This is a genomic window from Nocardioides sp. NPDC059952 (assembly GCF_042730435.1).
Classification (GTDB): domain Bacteria; phylum Actinomycetota; class Actinomycetes; order Propionibacteriales; family Nocardioidaceae; genus Nocardioides.
The window spans coordinates 33,973-51,080 of the sequence record NZ_JBHWLY010000042.1; the positions used below are offsets into that span (position 1 = coordinate 33,973).

The 17,108-nt window shown below is 68.1% G+C and carries 16 protein-coding genes and 1 tRNA gene; 14 read left to right on the plus strand and 3 right to left on the minus strand.

All coding sequences use genetic code 11. The features are described from left to right. The first annotated feature begins 169 nt into the window (after nucleotides 1–169). The 3 genes from ACFV9G_RS18860 to ACFV9G_RS18870 all read left to right on the plus strand — a co-directional run bounded on the left by ACFV9G_RS18860 (nucleotide 170) and on the right by ACFV9G_RS18870 (nucleotide 1,177). The gene (locus tag ACFV9G_RS18860; RefSeq protein ID WP_378729039.1) at nucleotides 170–628 is read left to right on the plus strand and encodes a low affinity iron permease family protein; all 459 of its coding nucleotides are present in this window, start codon (nucleotides 170–172) and stop codon (nucleotides 626–628) included. Then, complete coding sequence (locus ACFV9G_RS18865) at nucleotides 625–999, plus strand: low affinity iron permease family protein (protein ID WP_378729040.1); 375 nt, start codon at nucleotides 625–627, stop codon at nucleotides 997–999. Before ACFV9G_RS18860 ends, ACFV9G_RS18865 begins: the two co-directional genes overlap by 4 nt. Before the next feature lie 105 nt (nucleotides 1,000–1,104). Continuing rightward, a tRNA-Pro gene (locus ACFV9G_RS18870) sits at nucleotides 1,105–1,177 on the plus strand. 3 nt (nucleotides 1,178–1,180) lie between these two features. Here the strand turns inward: ACFV9G_RS18870 and ACFV9G_RS18875 are convergent. Together ACFV9G_RS18875 and ACFV9G_RS18880 are read right to left on the minus strand one after the other, a co-directional pair. After that, nucleotides 1,181–2,476: a Fic family protein gene (locus ACFV9G_RS18875; protein WP_378729041.1), complete on the minus strand. Its 1,296-nt coding sequence runs from the start codon at nucleotides 2,474–2,476 to the stop codon at nucleotides 1,181–1,183. Between the two features lie 104 nt (nucleotides 2,477–2,580). Beyond that, nucleotides 2,581–3,054, minus strand: coding sequence for a hypothetical protein (locus ACFV9G_RS18880; protein ID WP_378729042.1), 474 nt, complete (start codon nucleotides 3,052–3,054; stop codon nucleotides 2,581–2,583). Between the two features lie 105 nt (nucleotides 3,055–3,159). Between ACFV9G_RS18880 and ACFV9G_RS18885 the strand changes: the two genes are divergently transcribed. The 8 genes from ACFV9G_RS18885 (at nucleotide 3,160) to acs (ending at nucleotide 12,916) form a co-directional block, all read left to right on the plus strand. Further along, nucleotides 3,160–4,263, plus strand: coding sequence for a sensor histidine kinase (locus tag ACFV9G_RS18885; protein ID WP_378729044.1), 1,104 nt, complete (start codon nucleotides 3,160–3,162; stop codon nucleotides 4,261–4,263). Continuing rightward, nucleotides 4,260–5,030 (plus strand): LytR/AlgR family response regulator transcription factor, encoded by a 771-nt coding sequence (locus ACFV9G_RS18890; protein ID WP_378729045.1) that lies wholly within the window; start codon nucleotides 4,260–4,262, stop codon nucleotides 5,028–5,030. Before ACFV9G_RS18885 ends, ACFV9G_RS18890 begins: the two co-directional genes overlap by 4 nt. 21 nt (nucleotides 5,031–5,051) lie before the next feature. Next, on the plus strand, nucleotides 5,052–5,420 hold the full coding sequence (locus tag ACFV9G_RS18895; protein WP_378729046.1) for a hypothetical protein: 369 nt from the start codon (nucleotides 5,052–5,054) through the stop codon (nucleotides 5,418–5,420). Beyond that, complete coding sequence (locus tag ACFV9G_RS18900; protein ID WP_378729047.1) at nucleotides 5,417–6,943, plus strand: cation acetate symporter; 1,527 nt, start codon at nucleotides 5,417–5,419, stop codon at nucleotides 6,941–6,943. Before ACFV9G_RS18895 ends, ACFV9G_RS18900 begins: the two co-directional genes overlap by 4 nt. Before the next feature lie 19 nt (nucleotides 6,944–6,962). Further along, nucleotides 6,963–8,690, plus strand: coding sequence for a hypothetical protein (locus ACFV9G_RS18905; protein ID WP_378729048.1), 1,728 nt, complete (start codon nucleotides 6,963–6,965; stop codon nucleotides 8,688–8,690). 174 nt (nucleotides 8,691–8,864) lie between these two features. After that, a complete protein-coding gene (locus ACFV9G_RS18910; protein WP_378729049.1) occupies nucleotides 8,865–9,215 on the plus strand; it encodes a DUF485 domain-containing protein in 351 nt (116 codons plus the stop codon). Then, on the plus strand, nucleotides 9,215–10,834 hold the full coding sequence (locus ACFV9G_RS18915) for a cation acetate symporter (RefSeq protein ID WP_378729050.1): 1,620 nt from the start codon (nucleotides 9,215–9,217) through the stop codon (nucleotides 10,832–10,834). Before ACFV9G_RS18910 ends, ACFV9G_RS18915 begins: the two co-directional genes overlap by 1 nt. 114 nt (nucleotides 10,835–10,948) lie before the next feature. Continuing rightward, on the plus strand, nucleotides 10,949–12,916 hold the full coding sequence (acs, locus tag ACFV9G_RS18920) for an acetate--CoA ligase (protein ID WP_378729051.1): 1,968 nt from the start codon (nucleotides 10,949–10,951) through the stop codon (nucleotides 12,914–12,916). A 112-nt stretch (nucleotides 12,917–13,028) separates the two neighbouring features. On the opposite strand, the gene ACFV9G_RS18925 is transcribed toward acs, so the two are convergent. Then, complete coding sequence (locus ACFV9G_RS18925; protein ID WP_378729052.1) at nucleotides 13,029–13,610, minus strand: C40 family peptidase; 582 nt, start codon at nucleotides 13,608–13,610, stop codon at nucleotides 13,029–13,031. A 479-nt stretch (nucleotides 13,611–14,089) separates the two neighbouring features. Between ACFV9G_RS18925 and nhaA the strand changes: the two genes are divergently transcribed. The 3 genes from nhaA (at nucleotide 14,090) to ACFV9G_RS18940 (ending at nucleotide 16,944) form a co-directional block, all read left to right on the plus strand. Continuing rightward, nucleotides 14,090–15,388 (plus strand): Na+/H+ antiporter NhaA, encoded by a 1,299-nt coding sequence (nhaA, locus tag ACFV9G_RS18930; protein ID WP_378729053.1) that lies wholly within the window; start codon nucleotides 14,090–14,092, stop codon nucleotides 15,386–15,388. A 42-nt stretch (nucleotides 15,389–15,430) separates the two neighbouring features. Next, nucleotides 15,431–15,838, plus strand: coding sequence for a phage holin family protein (locus tag ACFV9G_RS18935; RefSeq protein WP_378729054.1), 408 nt, complete (start codon nucleotides 15,431–15,433; stop codon nucleotides 15,836–15,838). Nucleotides 15,839–16,011: 173 nt separating this feature from the next. Further along, the gene (locus ACFV9G_RS18940; RefSeq protein WP_378729055.1) at nucleotides 16,012–16,944 is read left to right on the plus strand and encodes a DUF559 domain-containing protein; all 933 of its coding nucleotides are present in this window, start codon (nucleotides 16,012–16,014) and stop codon (nucleotides 16,942–16,944) included. Nucleotides 16,945–17,108 lie beyond the last annotated feature (164 nt).

A 17,108-nucleotide genomic window follows, 5' to 3' on the forward strand; every position in this document is an offset into this window, starting at 1 on the left:
GGGGGCCGCCCCCCGCGGCCCCCGCCCCACCCCCCTCTCCCGTGCCGGGGGGGGGGCGCCCGGCGGGGGGGCCCCCCCCCCCCACGTCGTCGGTGGTGGCCACCGCGATCGGCTGCAAGCATGGCGGGACCGTGATTCGGGTACCGGGCCGTCGGCACAGGAGGTAGTGATGTCGACGAGTGAGCGCAAGCAGCACTCCGAACGGAACGGGACCGGCCAGTCACACCACGACGACGTGAAGACGATGCCCTCCCAGGTCAGCAACAAGGTCGGGGTGTTCGACCGATTCGCCACCCATGCGAGCACGTTCGTGTCGCGGGCATGGTTCTTCATGCTGTGCGTGCTGCTGGTCGTGCTCTGGGCACCATCGATCGTGGTGCTGCCCGACGTGGACACCTGGCAGCTGATCATCAACACAGTCACGACGATCGTCACGTTCCTGCTGGTGGCGCTCCTGCAGAACACCCAGAAGCGAGCCGACGACTCGGTCCAGCAGAAGCTCAACGCCATCGCCGAAGGACTCTCCGGCATGATGGAGCGCCTGGCCCGCGACCATCCCGAGCTGCGCGAGGACCGCGACGAGCTGCGCAAGGCAGTGGGTCTGGAGGAACGGGAAAGCGCCGAATGAGCCATCCCGCGCCGGATGGCTCCGACTACGTGCGCGACCGGTTCTCGGCTGCTGCACACGCGCTCGCCGGTGCCGCCGGGTCGGCCTGGGCTAGCGGGATCAGCATGATGGTCGTCGCAGCGCTGCTGATCGCCGGTCTGGTCACGGGGTTCGAGGCGTGGTGGCACAGCCTCGTCTACGCGGCCGGCTCCATCGTCAGCCTGCTGGTGCTCTTCAGCATCCAGCACATGACCAACCGCCAGACCAAGGCGATCCTGCTCAAGCTCGACGAGCTGGTCGAGAGCGACAACCGCGCGGACAACGACGTGATCGCGATGGAGGACCGCGACCTCGAGGACCAGGAGGACATCCGGCACCGGCACCAGCGGTAGTCGGCTGCCGATAAAATCGTGTGCACCCGAGGCCCGAGCCTGTCTACCGTGGTCGGCATGCAGCCGCGACCGCTTCCGTGACACCGCTGAGAACAGGTTGTGCAGCGGGTTGTGGGGAAGCGGCTATCCCTCCTGGTTTGGGTCCAGGCGATCGCGGGTTCGAGTCCCGCCAACCCGACGACTACTGATCCGCCTGTTGGCGTGCCGGAACCGGTCGCGCGGGCGGCGACTCCCGGGTGTCGAACCGCGTGCTCGCCAGCCGCCGCTCGGCGAGGTTGACCAGGTCGAGAACGTCTCGGGCGATGTATGCCGAAGCACCTCGGTCGATTGACTTCACCTGGAGAATTCCAGCTTGGTGAAGCTCGTCCAAGGCGGCGGACGCGGCGTTGAAAGAGACCTCGAGAATGCGCGCCAAGGTCGTCGCAGTGACGACTGGCGCCTCCGGAAGTGTCATGAGCAGGCGTGCCGAGGCAGAGTCGCTGCGCGGAATCGCACGCAGTCCACGAGACATACGATGCTCGGTCTGCCTCGTGGCCCAATCACGTATGAGATCCTCGACCCGCTCCATCAGCTCCCGCGCTTCCGCAACCGCAACCATGGCGGCGTCGACGAAGACTTCCAGCCAGGCATTGATCGCCAGACTGGCCTCCTCGCTTCCCCGCGGCGCGTCGAAGCGGAACGAGGTCAGCCCGGCGACGTACTGCTCCTTGAGGGTTGCCAGAACCAGGCTGACGGGCAACACCGCCCGATCAGCCAGCCCGCGCCGAGCGAGCACTGTGTGGATGAGTGCGCGACCGACACGGCCGTTCCCGTCCGTGAACGGGTGCACCGTCTCGAACTGAGCGTGGACGATGGCTGCCTGGATCAACGGAGAATGCGCAGATCCGTTGAGGTACGCGACCAGATCAGCCATCAATTCGGGCACACGATCGGCAGCAGGAGGAACGTAGCCCGCCCCGATCGGATTCCAGTCCGAACCACCGATCCAGTTCTGGACCGTTCGCAAACCGTGGTGCCGAGGCTCATCGGGAAGCAGAGACCGGTGCAGGTCCACGATGCTCTCGACGGTCAGTTCCTCCGCCTCCACGAGCTCAGTGGTCGAGCGGCGGACGACCGTCATGTTGTTGGCGACCAAGCGCGCCTGGTCGCTCACCCCGCGCACCGACTCCATCTGGCCAAGTTCTGCAAGCGCGACCTGTTGGGCCGATGGGGCGATCCCCTCGATCTTCGAGCTTGCAATGGCTTCAGATCGCAAGAGGAAGCGCGCGATCCCGTCCAGCCCTCCGGCCCCCGGATCGTTGAGTGCGCGAAGAGCACGCTCTGCCTGAGCTACTTTCCGCGACAGATCTCCGTTGACCGCGAGCATCATCCCGTCGACGAAGTCGGGAACGTACCGTTGGTAATGACCCGACCGGCGCGCGGACCTCGCGGGTGCCCCAAAGCTCGGCTCCCAATACGCCTCTTCCCACCCAGACATGCGACTCATCCTTCAACAGACATCTCTTCTATTGAAGTTTAGACCCATAAACCTCAATAGAAGGGGAAAGCACCGAAGGTTAGACGCGATCCGTGCGGGAAACGTCAGTCCGCGTTGGTGACGCGGAGGAACTCCTGGACGTCGAAGACGGCGCGGAAGACACCGGCGCCCTTGGGGAGCAGAGGCGCGACCTCGGCGTACGGAACGACGCGCGGGTCGGTGACCCGATGGTCGACGCCGTCGTGGACGATCGTGGCCGAGTTGGCGGCCAGCACGTTCTGGGCCCAGTCGACCTTCGAGGTGTAGGGCAGGTTGATGACGAAGCCGTCGGGGGTCGGGAACGGCGTGATCGGGGTGGCGTACTCCCGCCCGCTCGCGCGGCCGACGTGGAGGACGACGCCGTTGGTGACGCCTTCCATCCCGGCGGTCTTCAGGGCCTCGGAGGCGAATCGCTTCGAGAAGGCGCGGATGCGGTCCTGAAGCCACGGCGACTTGTTGCGCATGCCGATCACGAAGGCGGCGCCCGCGGCCGCCGCTCCGGCGGCCAGCAGACCCGGGATCACTCGACTCAGTCGCATGTCCACAACCTACCTCGCACCCCCGCAGCGGCTCGGATGACAGATAACGTGGGCGCCGTCACACTGGAGGTCTCGATAGAGCACTGGCACGGAAGGAGCGCGTGGATGCGGCCCTGGAAGCGCACTCACCTGGGCACCGAGGCCGACCGGGCGACCTTCCGCACCCTCCACAACGCATCGCTGGCGAGCCCTGCGCTGCGGGGCGGCCTGACCGTCGACAGCGCCGAGCGCGCCGCCCCTCACCTGCAGGCGCTCCTGGCCGCCCCCGCGCTCGCGATCACCGACACCGACGGCCTGCTCGCCTGGGAAGGCATCGGCACCCATCACCAGGAGCACGTGACCAAGCTGGCCGAGGGGACGCTGGAGCGCGGCGCGACCAGGTTCTACGACCGGGTCGACCTGGAGTGCGGCCAGGCCGGCTGCCCGCTGCACTCCGCCGTGGTCAGCCCGCTGGTCGTCGACGACCACCTGGTCGGCACGCTGCAGGCCTACGCCCCGGACACCTCGGCGATGATGGTCCGGGCCACCGACGAGGTCGCGACGTGGGTCTCCGGTCAGCTGGAGCTCGCCGAGCTCGACGCGTCTCGGCGGCGCCTGATGGAGGCCGAGGTGCGCGCGCTGCGCGCTCAGATCAGCCCGCACTTCATCTACAACTCGCTGGGGGCGATCGCCAGCTTCGTACGCACCGATCCGGAGCGTGCGCGCGAGCTGCTGCTGGAGTTCGCGGACTTCACCCGCTACTCCTTCCGGACCCACGGCGAATACACCACGCTGTCCGAGGAGCTCCGCTCCGTGGAGCGCTACCTCCTGCTGGAGCAGGCCCGGTTCGGTGAGCGGCTCTCGGTGCGGCTCTCGGTGGCGCCCGAGGTGCTGCCGATCGCGGTGCCGTTCCTGTGCCTGCAGCCGCTGGTCGAGAACGCCGTACGCCACGGCCTGGCCGACGCCGAGACCGGCCACATCTCCATCCGGGCCGCCGACAGCGGCACCGAGTGCGTGATTGAGGTCGAGGACGACGGCGCCGGCGAGGACCCGGAGAAGGTGCGCAACGCGCTGGCCGGCGGCGCCGACTCGGTCGGGCTCGGCAACGTCGACGCCCGGCTCCGCAACGCCTACGGCGACGACTACGGCCTGGTGGTCGAGACCGCCCCCGGAGCCGGCACGAAGGTCATCCTCAGAATCCCGAAGTTCGCTCCAGGAGTGCACACATGAACCGCACCACCCAGGCAGTCGCCGCGCGGCAGGGCGCGCCAGGCGGCCGGCTGCGGATCCTGGTCGTCGACGACGAGCCGCCCGCGGCCGACGAGCTCTCCTACCTGCTCACCCAGGATGCCCGGGTGGCGGAGGTGCGCACGTGCCTGAACGCGACCGACGGTCTGCAGCAGCTGCAGGGGTCGGGCGTGGACGCGGTGTTCCTCGACATCCAGATGCCGGGCCTGAACGGGCTCGAGCTGGCCCGGCTGCTGGCGCGGTTCAAGACACCGCCGGCGGTCGTGTTCGTGACCGCTCACGAGGAGCACGCGCTGGAGGCGTTCGACCTGCGTGCGGTCGACTACGTGCTCAAGCCGGTGCGCGCCGAGCGGCTGGCGGAGACCGTCACCCGGCTGATGGGCAGCATGCCCGAGGAGGAGCCGAGCGGTGACGTACAGATCCCCGTCGAGCTCGGCGGGGTCACCCGTTTCGTGTGGCGCTCCCAGATCACCCACGTCGAGGCGCAGGGCGACTACGCCCGGCTGCACACCGCCGACGCCTCCCACCTGGTGCGGGTCCCGCTGACCCAGCTCGAGCAGGAGTGGGCCTCCGCCCGGTTCGTACGCATCCATCGCTCTCTCCTCGTCAACCTCGCCCACGTGACCGAGGTGCGGTCGGAGGCCGGGCGCTGCTCGGTCGTCGTCGGCGGCTCCGCCCGCGGGACCGAGCTGCAGGTCAGCCGGCGGCACACGCGCCAGCTCAAGGACCTGCTCGCCCGGCGCTCATGACCCTCCTGACAGCAGAGCCTGATGACTGAGCCCCAACGCGTACGCGTCACCGGACCGCCCCGGCGACGCCCGGCCGTGCGCCGGGTCGACGTCGACGAGGACACCCGCCTCGGCGAGGTCTACCTCGGCTCGCTGATGCGCGCCCAGCTCTCGATCGCCGTACGCACCCTGGTGGTGCTCCTCCTCGGAGTCGGCTCGCTCCCGCTGCTGTTCTGGCTGGCTCCGGGCCTGGTCCGCACCGCGCCGTTCGGCGTGCCGCTCCCCTGGCTGCTCCTCGGGGTGCTGGTCTACCCGTTCCTGTTCCTCCTCGGCCGCTGGTACCTGCGCGGAGCGGAACGCAACGAGGCCAGCTATGCCGACCTGCTCCGCTCGGACGACGAGGTGCCATGACCTTCGACTCCGCCCCGGCGATCGTCGCGGTCACCCTGGTCACCCTGGCGACGCTGACCATCGGCACCTGGGGGCTTCGGTTCAGTCGGACCACGAGCGACTTCTACGTCGCCTCGCGGTCGGTGCGCCCCGGCCTCAACGCGAGCGCGATCGGTGGGGAGTATCTCTCGGCCGCCTCCTTCCTGGGCGTCGCCGGGCTGGTGTTCACCTCGGGCGCGGAGATGCTCTGGTATCCGATCGGCTGGACGGCCGGCTATCTCGTGCTGCTGACCCTGGTCGCGGCTCCTCTGCGCAGGTCAGGTGCCTACACGCTGCCCGACTTCGCCGAGGAGCGGCTCGCCTCACGCGGGGTGCGGCGGCTCTGCTCGCTGCTGGTCGTGAGCATCGGCTGGCTCTATCTGCTGCCCCAGCTGCAGGGGGCCGGGCTGACCCTGGAGCTGGTCGCGAACGCCCCTCGCTGGGTGGGACCGGTGCTGGTCGGGACGGTCGTGCTGGTCAGCGTCTTCTCGGGCGGGATGCGCTCGATCACGTTCGTGCAGGCCTTCCAGTACTGGCTCAAGCTGACCGCGCTGCTGGTGCCCGTCGCTGTGCTGGTCGCGGTGTGGGGCGCCGACGGCGCACCTCGCGCCGACCTCAGCCAGGCCTGGTCGCTGCCCATCGGCACCGACACCACGACCGGCCTCTACGCCACCTACTCGCTGATCGCGGCGACGTTCCTCGGCACGATGGGCCTGCCGCACGTGGGCGTCCGCTTCTACACCAACCCCGACGGCCGCGCCGCCCGCCGCACGACCCTGGTCGTGCTCGCCCTCCTCGGCGTCTTCTACCTGCTGCCGCCGATCCTCGGGGTGTTGGGAAGGGTGTACGCGGCCGACCCCGTCTCCGCCGACACCCTGGTGCTCGAGCTGCCCGGGCTGATGGTCCCGGGCTGGGCGGGTGACGTCCTCACCGGACTGGTCTGCGCGGGCGCCTTCGCGGCCTTCCTCTCGACGTCGTCGGGCCTGGCGATCGCCGTCTCCGGCGTGCTCTCCCAGGACGTGGTCGTCCCCCTGCTGCGCCGCCGGGGCAGCCGCTTAGGCGGCGTAGCAGCCTTCCGGATCGCCTCCCTGGTCGCCGTCATCGTCCCGGTCGTCGGCGCCCTGCTGACCCCCAGCGTCGGTGTCGCCCGCGGCGTCGCGCTCGCCTTCGCCCTCGCCGCCGCGACCTTCTGCCCGCTCCTCCTGCTCGGCATCTGGTGGCGCCGCCTGACCGCCTACGGCGCCGCCACCGGCCTGGTCACCGGCCTGGTCACCACGGGCTCGGCCGTGGTGTTCACGATCAGTGGGTCGCGTACGGGCACGTGGGCGGATGTCGCGCTCGCCCAGCCCGCGCTGTGGGCGGTGCCGCTGTCCTTCGCCGTCATGATCGTCGTCAGCCTCGCCTCCGCCGCCCACGTCCCAGCCCACACCACCCGGCTGCTGGTCCGCCTGCACTCCCCTGAGCCCACGATCGAGCCCGTCACCGCGTCCACCGTGCAGCGCTGATCTGATCCGGAGGCCAATGGTGGACGAGAGCTCGGACGTCGGCGCCGACCTGGGTCTGTACGCCACAGCTGCCGGTGGCCTCCTGGGCGCCTGCCATGCGGCCGGGGGACGTGAGATCGACGGCTTCGGAGACGTGGCGCTGACAGCGCTCGCGGCCATGGCGGGCGCGTTCGGCGGGCTCCTTCTCGGACTGCTCGTCGGGGTGGCGCTCCTGGTCGTCCACACTGTCGCGGTCGCACCTGCGGTCGGATGGTGGCGGCATAGGAGGTTCGGGCGCGCGACGCTCGTCGTACTGGCCTGGGCGGCGGTCATCACCGCCCTGCTCTGGTGGTGGCCCGACCGCTTCCTCCCTGCGTTCCTGATCGTGGGCTTCGGGGGCTGGTCGGTGTTCCTGGCTCAGCGGCGGTTCGGCGAGTCCGAGCACCTCGCCGTGCGGGCGATCCCGCACCTCGGCGGGGTCGCCGTCGCCACCCTGGTCGGCGAGCAGGTCGTCTTCGGCAACCTGCTCTCGACGACGTACGTCGCACCCGTGATCCTCGGGATCGCCGGGTGGCTCTCCTGGTGCGGTTGGCGGGCGATGCGCACGTCGCCACGGCTCACGGTGCGCGCCGCGGCGGACATCGTCTGGTCGATCCAGCTCGGCCTGCTGCTGTCGCTGGTGATGGTGTGGCTGGCCGATGTCCTCTCCCTGAACCCGACCCAGGTCACCGCGACCCGGGCCGTGCTGGAGAGGGTGCAGGCGCTGACCGCGGTGCACTGGGCGTACTGGCTGACCGCCTACACGGCGATCGCCGTGAGCAGCTTCCTCGTGCTGCGATGGCCGCAGCGCTTCGGTGAGGTCCGGCTACCGGTCTTCGGCGTGCTCGACACCGGGAAGCGGACGCTGGCCGGGGTCAACATCGGTCTGATGGTCGCGCTGGTCTTCACCATCACCGCGGTGCCCGTCTCCGAAGGCGCGTGGAAGCAGCAGGTCGAGAACCGCTACGCCCTCGAGACGCGGCACATCGAGCGCGCGGAGGGCGAGCAGGCGGCGTACGAGGCGATCCACCAGTACGTCACCGTGCACCGCCGCACCACCGCCAGCCTCGCGCCCGTCGTCACGGCGGTCCACGAGGCCGCGCCCGCCGAGCCGGGACAGCCGGTCTCGGACAGCGGCCTCGCCATCGCTCGTCAGCTCGGCCGGTTCCAGGCCGCGACGCTCGATCTCGCGGACCCACCATCGGCACGAGCCCCGGAGCTCCCCGGTGGCCCGGACGTGAGCGAGGCGCTCGCAGAGCTCGACGATGCCCAGCAGGCAAGGTCGGAGCAGGAGGCACGGACCGACCGGTTCGCGGAAGCCGCGGCGGCCGCGATCGCCAGCACTCTCGACATCCCCGACCTCGGACGCAGCGAGGTCGTCCACATCCTCAAGGCCTACCTCGGCGGCCTGGTCGAAGAAGGTCGGGTGCGGGACCTGGCCCGCCTGATCCCCGTCGACCTGCCCGCCCTCTACGACGCCGCCTACGACCTGACCCGGAGGGCAGCGATTCGCGCGGGTGTGGACGTGTGGGCGTTCAACGCGACGTACGGCCTCGGGCTGACCATGCCGGGCGAGACGCCGGAGCTGGACGAGGTCGTGATCCTCGCTCGCCAGACCCACCATCTGGCCGACGGCGGCAGTCCGTGCCCGGGGTGTGTGCATCCGCCCGCCGGCGGTGGCACACACCCCGGTGGCGGTACGTCCGGTGGCGGCGGCCGGCGCGGGTAGACCAGCCGCTCGGCGCACGATTTCGACCGCTTGTCGCTCGACCGCACCGCCCACCGAGGGACCGCGCGTTACCCCGCGACGGCCGGTCCGACCGACCCCTAATGTGACTGCGATCACACGTCGTCCGTCATCCACCCCCACGGAGGACGGCCTCGTCAACGAAAGGGTTAGACCGTGAGCGAAGAAGCGCACGACCAAGCCCACCGGCACGACCCGGTCTACGACAGCCTGCACGCCACAGCGGAGTTTCGCGCTCTGCGATCGGCGTACCGGAAGTTCGTGTTCCCGGCCACGGTGGCATTCCTGGTGTGGTACCTCCTCTACGTCTTCTGCTCCAACTGGGCCGAGGACTTCATGAACACCAAGCTCGTCGGCAACATCAACGTCGCGCTGGTCTTCGGGCTCCTCCAGTTCGCGACCACGTTCGGCATCGCCTACCTCTACGCCAACTACTCCAACAAGCACCTCGACCCGCTGGCTCGGAAGCTCGACGAGGAATACGAGATCGAGAAGAGGCAGCTCTGATGGACGGTAGCCAGATCCTCACCACGGTTCTCTTCCTCACGGTCGTCGCGATCACGATCGGCATCACCTTCTGGGCGAGCCGGCAGACGAAGACGGCCGCCGACTACTACGCCGGCGGCCGCGGCTTCTCCGGCTTCCAGAACGGTCTCGCCATCGGCGGCGACTACATGTCGGCGGCGTCGTTCCTCGGCATCTCCGGCGCCATCGCGCTGTCGGGCTACGACGGGTTCCTCTACTCGATCGGCTTCCTCGTCGCCTGGCTGGTGGCGCTGCTGCTGGTCGCGGAGGTGCTGCGTAACTCCGGTCGCTACACGATGGCCGACCAGCTGGCGTACCGGATGAAGCAGCGCCCGGTCCGCCTGGCGGCCGCGACCTCCACGGTCGTCGTCTCGATCTTCTACCTGCTGGCCCAGATGGTCGGTGCGGGCGCCCTGGTGGCCCTGCTGCTCGGCGTCGAGGACCAGGTGGTCAAGAACATCGTGATCCTGTTCGTCGGCGCGCTGATGATCTTCTACGTCACCGTCGGCGGGATGAAGGGCACCACCTGGGTCCAGATCGTCAAGGCCGTCCTGCTGATGACCGGCTCGGCACTGATCGTGATCCTGGTGCTCGCCCAGTTCGGCTTCAACCTCTCCGAGCTGCTCGGCTCCGCCGCCGACGCCTCGGGCAAGGGCGACGCCTTCCTCCAGCCGGGCTTGAAGTACGGAGCGAGCTTCACCAGCGAGCTGGACTTCGTCTCGCTCGGGCTCGCCCTGGTGCTCGGCACCGCCGGCCTGCCCCACATCCTGATCCGCTTCTACACGGTCCCGACCTCGGCAGACGCTCGCAAGTCGGTGCTGTGGGCGATCGGCCTCATCGGCGTCTTCTACCTGTTCACCCTGGTCCTGGGCTTCGGTGCGGCCGCGCTGGTCGACCCGTCCACCCTGGACAAGGCCGGCAACCTGGCGGCACCACTGCTCGCCCAGGAGGTCGGTGGCGGTGAAGGCTCCGTCGGCGGCGCCGTACTGCTGGCGCTCATCGCCGCGGTCGCCTTCGCCACGATCCTCGCCGTGGTCGCGGGTCTAACGTTGACCTCCTCGGTCTCCGTCGCCCACGACATCTACAACTCGGTGATCAAGCGTGGCAAGGCCACCGAGAAGGAGGAGATGAAGGTCTCTCGCTGGGCCGCGGCGGGCATCGGTCTGGTCGCGATCCTGCTGGCCATCCCGGCGCAGTCGCTGAACATCGCGTTCCTCGTGGCGCTGGCCTTCGCGGTCGCCGCCTCGGCGAACCTGCCGGCGATCATCTACAACATGTTCTGGGCGCGGTTCAACACCCGCGGTGCGGTCTGGTCGATCTACGGCGGCCTGATCTCCTGCGTCGGCCTGGTCTTCTTCTCGCCGGTCGTCTCCGGCAAGGTCGACCCGGCCACCGGTGACAGCCTCTCGCTGTTCCCGGCCGGCATCGACTTCTCCTGGTTCCCCCTGGAGAACCCGGGCCTCATCTCCATCCCGCTCGGGTTCTTCCTGGGCTGGCTGGGCACGGTGACGTCGAAGGAGCCGGAGACCGCTGAGCGTTACGTCGAGCTCGAGGTACGCGCCCTCACCGGCGCCGGCTCGGAGAAGGCGATCACGCACTGATCCACCCGATGGCGGGCCGTCGCTACCTCTGGTTGCAACGACGGCCCGCCATCGTTCTTTCCCCCGCACTACCCTGTGGCTTGAGCCACACATTTTTCGTACGTAGGAGTCACTGTGAGCGACGAGACCCTGTCCAACCTGCTGCACGAGAAGCGCCGGTTCGAGCCCCCGGCCGAGCTTGCCGCCGCTGCCAACGTCAAGGCCGATGCCTACTCTGCGGCCGACGAGGACCGCGACGCGTTCTGGGCCGCCGCCGCGGAACGGCTCAGCTGGTCCAAGCCGTTCGACCGCGTCCTGAACTGGGACAATCCGCCGTTCGCGAAGTGGTTCGAGGGCGGCGAGATCAACGTGGCTTACAACGCCGTCGACCGGCACGTCGAGGCCGGGCTCGGTGACCGGGTCGCGATCCACTGGGTCGGTGAGCCCGCCGACGACAAGCGGACCATCACCTATGCCGAGCTCAAGGACGAGGTCTCCCGGGCCGCGAACGCCTTCGAGGCGCTGGGCGTCGGCAAGGGCGACCGGGTGGCGATCTACATGCCGATGATCCCCGAGGCCGTCTTCGCGATGCTGGCCTGTGCGCGGATCGGCGCGATCCACACGGTCATCTTCGGTGGCTTCTCCGCCGACGCACTCGCGACCCGCGTCGTCGACTGCGGCGCGAAGCTGATCGTCACCTCGGACGGCGGCTATCGCCGGGGCGCACCCTCTGCGCTCAAGCCTGCCGTCGACGAAGCGGTCACGAAGGTCGAGGCGACTCAGCCCGGCCTGGTCGAGAACGTCGTCGTCGTCCGCCGCACGGGCCAGGACGTCGACTGGAACGACTCGGTCGACAAGTGGTGGAGCGACGTCGTCTCGACCGCGTCGACCGAGCACGCCCCGGTCGCCCACGACGCCGAGCACCCGCTCTTCGTGATGTACACCTCCGGCACCACCGGGAAGCCCAAGGGCATCCTGCACACCACCGGCGGCTACCTCACCCAGGCGGCGTTCACGCACTGGGAGGTCTTCGACCTCAAGCCCGAGACCGACGTCTACTGGTGCACCGCCGACATCGGCTGGATCACCGGCCACTCCTACATCGTCTACGGGCCGCTGGCCAACGGCGCGACCCAGGTGCTCTACGAGGGCACCCCGGACTTCCCGGAGAAGGGTCGCTGGTGGCAGATCATCGAGGAGTACGGCGTCACGCTCTTCTACACCGCGCCGACCGCGATCCGAACCTTCATGAAGCAGGGGCGCGCCATCCCGGACGGCCGCGACCTCTCCTCGGTCCGGCTGCTCGGGTCGGTCGGTGAGCCGATCAACCCCGAGGCCTACATCTGGTATCGCGACGTCATCGGTGGCTCCTCGGTGCCCGTGGTGGACACCTGGTGGCAGACCGAGACCGGCGCGATCATGATCTCGCCGCTCCCCGGGGTCACCCACGGGAAGCCGGGCTCGGCGATGAAGGCCCTGCCGGGCGTGGGCGCCGACGTGGTCGACGACAACGGCACCTCGGTGCCGGACGGTGCCGGGGGCTACCTCGTGCTCACCCAGCCGTGGCCGTCGATGCTGCGTACGATCTGGGGTGACGACCAGCGCTACGTCGACACCTACTGGGCGCGTTTCAAGGACCAGGGGTTCTACTTCGCCGGCGACGGCGCGAAGAAGGACGAGGACGGCGACGTCTGGGTCCTGGGCCGTGTCGACGACGTCATGAACGTCTCCGGGCACCGGCTCTCCACGACCGAGATCGAGTCGGCGCTCGTCTCCCACTCCTACGTCGCGGAGGCGGCGGTCGTCGGCGCGACCGACCCCGACACGGGGCAGGCAGTGGTGGCGTACGTCATCCTGCGCGACGGGTCGCCGCAGGACTGCGAGAAGGAGCTCTCCGACCACGTTCGCAAGGAGATCGGCCCGATCGCGAAGCCGCGGCAGATCATGATCGTGCCCGAGCTGCCCAAGACGCGCTCCGGCAAGATCATGCGGCGGCTGCTGCGCGACCTGGCCGAGGGTCGCGGGGTAGGCGATACAACGACGCTTGCAGATCAGACAATTATGGATCTGATCGCCGCCGGGCAGGCGACCTCCACGGAGTAAGCCGCAAACTCGTGGTGCCGAGTCGGCGCATCTGACCCCATGTCTCGCGAAGCGAAGCGAGCGGGAGGGTCGGATGCGCCGACTCGGCAGTGTCGTACGGCGCTTGGCCCTTCTAGTACTTCACCCGGCGGATGAAGTGGCTGCTGGTCCAGATCGGGTCCTTCTGGACCGACTCACCGGGCCTGGGCGAGTGCCAGATCCAGCGGCGTCCGTCGCGCTTCCCGGCGTAGATGCCGACGTGGTAGACGCCGCCGCTGCCGTAGAAGAAGACCAGGTCGCCCTTGCGCGGCTTCTTGACCTTGAAGGTGTGGCCGACCTGGGCCGATGAGCTGTGCGGCAGCTTGCGGCCGAGCTTCTTGTAGACCCATTGGGTCAGGCCGGAGCAGTCGAAGGAGCGTGGGCCGTCGCCACCGTAGGAGTACGGAGCGCCGGCGCGGCTCTTGGCGCGGCGCAGAGCCCGGATGCCCCGCGACTTCTTCTTTTTCTTGGCCTTCTTCTTCTCGGTGGTCGTGGTGGAGATGGTGGTCGAGGCCGGGTGCGCGCCGGCGTGAGCGCTCGTGCCCGGTGAAGGTGCGGCCGTGGCCGCCTGGTTGGGTACGGCGACGAGTGCGAGTCCGACCACGAGTGCGGTCGACAGGCCGATGCTGATCCGTCTGGGCGCGCGCGACAGCGCGCGGATACTGGATCCGATCATTTCGAGGTTCCCCCGATGCAGCGACGCCTGCGAAGGTCGACCTGTCGGATTCGGGCTGCTGATGCCCGGGCGCTGGAATCCCTGTGTTCCGTCTACGCCTTCACCCCGAGCCGGCCTGCCTTGTCACTGGCTCCCGGCGTGCTGCTTGGCTCCCCCGTGCCCGCCACCCTGGTCGGATCGACTCTCCTCCGGCTGTGACGGGCCTCGGCGCGACCGGAGCGGCCCGCACCGTTCAATGCGGGCTCACCCACTATGCAACGAAACCGGGTGCCTGGCGGGGCATTTGTGCAGCAACTCACTCTCTTTTTGCTGGCTTAACCTACGTTTTCGCTTGTTTACATGTGTTTTCTGATCGAAGGTGGGCTCAAGTTGATCACCCTTCTGTCTCTGGCAACGGTGCTTGCTAAGGTCGTCGGCAGGTGTGCCGGGAAGTCTGGTCGGCGTGAATTCGTCGACCCCTGAGCCCCTGGAGGCCACCCGTGACCGACACCCGCAACCGCCTCTTCACCCGTGGCTCCTGGCTGGAGACCTCGCGGACGGCCGAGATCCTGCGCGCAGAGACGACGGGCGGCGTACTCCTCATCATCGCCGCGATCATCGCGGTCGTCCTGGCCAACAGCCCCTGGCAGGAGGCGTACGAGGCGGTCCGCGACTTCCGGGTCGGGCCCGAGTCCCTTCATCTCGACCTCACCATCGGGGCCTGGGCGGCCGACGGCCTGCTCGCGATCTTCTTCTTCGTCGCGGGTCTGGAGCTCAAACGGGAGTTCGTCTCCGGAGACCTCCGCGACCCCCGCCGGGCCGCGCTGCCGATCGCGGCCGCGGTCGGCGGCATGGTCGTACCGGCGCTGGTCTACGTGGCCGTCAACCTGATCGGCGACGGCTCGCTGGCCGGCTGGGCCACGCCGGTGGCCACCGACATCGCCTTCGCGGTCGCGATCTTGGCGGTCATCTCGACGCATCTGCCCACGGGGCTGCGAACGTTCCTGCTGACCCTCGCCGTCGTCGACGACCTGCTCGGCATCATCGTCATCGCCGTCTTCTTCACCTCCGATCTGCACATCGGCTTCCTGCTGCTCGCGCTCATTCCGATCGGGCTCTTCGCGGTGCTCGTGCAGCGCCGCGTACGCAACCCCTGGCTGCTCCTGCCGCTCGCCCTGATCGCATGGGCCCTCGTCCACTCCAGCGGTGTCCACGCCACCGTCGCCGGGGTGCTGCTCGGGTTCACCGTGCCCGTCATCGCCCGCAACCCCGAAGCCAAGCGCGGGCTCGCCGAGCACTTCGAGCACCTGGTCCGGCCGATCTCGGCCGGCGTCGCGGTGCCGATCTTCGCCTTCTTCGCCGCCGGTGTCTCCCTCGGCGGCTGGGGCGGGGTGACCAGCGCGCTTCGCGACCCGATCACGCTCGGCATCATCCTCGGTCTCGTCGTCGGCAAGACCATCGGGATCTCGGGGTCGACCTGGCTGCTGGCCCGGTTCACCCGTGCCTCGCTCGACGACGACCTCGCCTGGACCGACGTGATCGGGATGGCCATGCTGGCCGGCATCGGGTTCACCGTGTCGCTGCTGATCGGCGAGCTCGCCTTCAGCTCGGATCCGGCAGCTCACGACCACATGAAGGTGGGCGTTCTGTTCGGGTCCGTGCTGGCCGCCGCCTTGGCGACGGTGGTGCTGCGTGCGCGCAACAGGGTCTACCGCCGCATCGAGCAGATCGAGACTCTCGACGCCAACGAGGACGGCGTGCCGGACGTGTTCGAGGATGATCAGGGTCGGGACCGGTAAGGTCGTGGGCGCTCCCCAACACACGTTCAGCGAAGGGTTCCCATGGCAGTCGACATCGTGAAGTCCCCGGGCGGCGAGGACCCGACGATCGGCAAGCTCGTCGTCGACGCCACCCGCGACATCTCCGAGCTCGTCAACAAGGAGATCACGCTCGCCAAACAGGAGCTCAAGGTCTCGATGACCAACGCCGGTGTCGGCGTCGGTCTCTTCGCCGCCGCAGCCTTCCTGCTGGTCCTCGCCGTGATCATGCTCTCCGTCTCGGCGGCCTACTTCATCCATTGGACCGGCCTCGGCCTGCAATGGTCCTTCCTCATCGTCTTCGGCTTCTACGTCCTCCTCGCCGCCCTCCTCGCCTTCATCGGCGTGCTCAAGGTGAAGAAGGTCAAGGCCCCCGAGAAGGCCATCGCCCAGGGCAAGGAGATCCCCCGGGCTCTCAAGGGCCAGCGCTGACTCACCCGCCGAGGCTCCAACCCAGCGAATCTGTAGTTGTGGCGACCGAGTAGGTCGTTCTGGCGAACGAGTTCGGGCCAGTTACTGTCCACAGGCATCGTTGGCGCCGAAGTTATCCACAGCTGACCGAAACGGCAGTGAATTTCGTACGTCCTGAGCGCACAGTGGCTCGCATGAACCTGTCAGTTGTCGGCGCTGCCTCGGCTCTGCCAGCACGCCCGTTTACCGCCAGCGAGCTCAACGAGCTCTCCATCAAGAGGTACGACCTCCGAGTCGCCGTCGAGCGCGGTGAGATCCTCAGACCTTTCCGCGGTGTCTTCATTCCGTCCGATATCGAGGACACCGCGGAGACTCGAGCCGCAGCAGTCTCCCGTGTCGTATCTCCGCACCACGTCGTGTCTGACCGCACCGCCGCTTGGATCCATGGGATCAACACGTACTCGCTCAAGGAGCAGGCCCGGATTCCAGCCGTCGAGACCTGCGCCCGTCGTGGCTACGCGCCAACGCGACTGGAAGGGGTAGATGGCCGCTCACGTGATCTCCTCGATCGCGACATCATGACGATCAACGGGGTCAAGATCACGACCCCGATACGGACCGCGCTCGACCTCGGTTGCAATCTGAAGCGCCGCGAGGCCATGGCCGCCCTCAACGAGTTCGCGAAGGAACACGGCATCACCCGAGCTGCCCTCAACCAGGAGTTTCCCCGTTTCAAGGGCCGTCGTGGCGTCGTCCAACTCAGAGAACTCGTCCCGCTTCTCAATCGCCACGTCGAGTCCCAGCGGGAATCTTGGACGTTGCTGGCGATCAGCGACGCCGGCTTACCACTTCCCGAGACACAGGTCTGGGTCGATGTAGAGGGCATCCCAACTTATCGCCTCGACTTCGCCTACCGCCTCGCCAAGGTTGCCGTCGAGTACGACGGCGAGGAGCACGACGACCCGGATCAGCGGATCTACGACGAGGAGCGCCGGGGCTGGCTCGTCGACCACGGCTGGATCGTCATCATCGTTCGTAAGGGCGACTTCACCGGCGATCGCCTCGATGCCTGGCTCCGAGATATCAAGGACGCACTCACCCCGACGTACTCATCACGCCGGTTTTGACGCGCATGCCGCGCCTCCAACCGCAGCCGAATCCTCATTTGTGGCGGGCCGAATCTGTAGTTGTGGGGGGGGGGAGTGGATTTTTGTTTGAAAAAAAAAAAAAAATAAAATACAAAAAAAAATAATAACTCGACGGGAGGAGAAAAAAAAAGCGGAAAATAAAG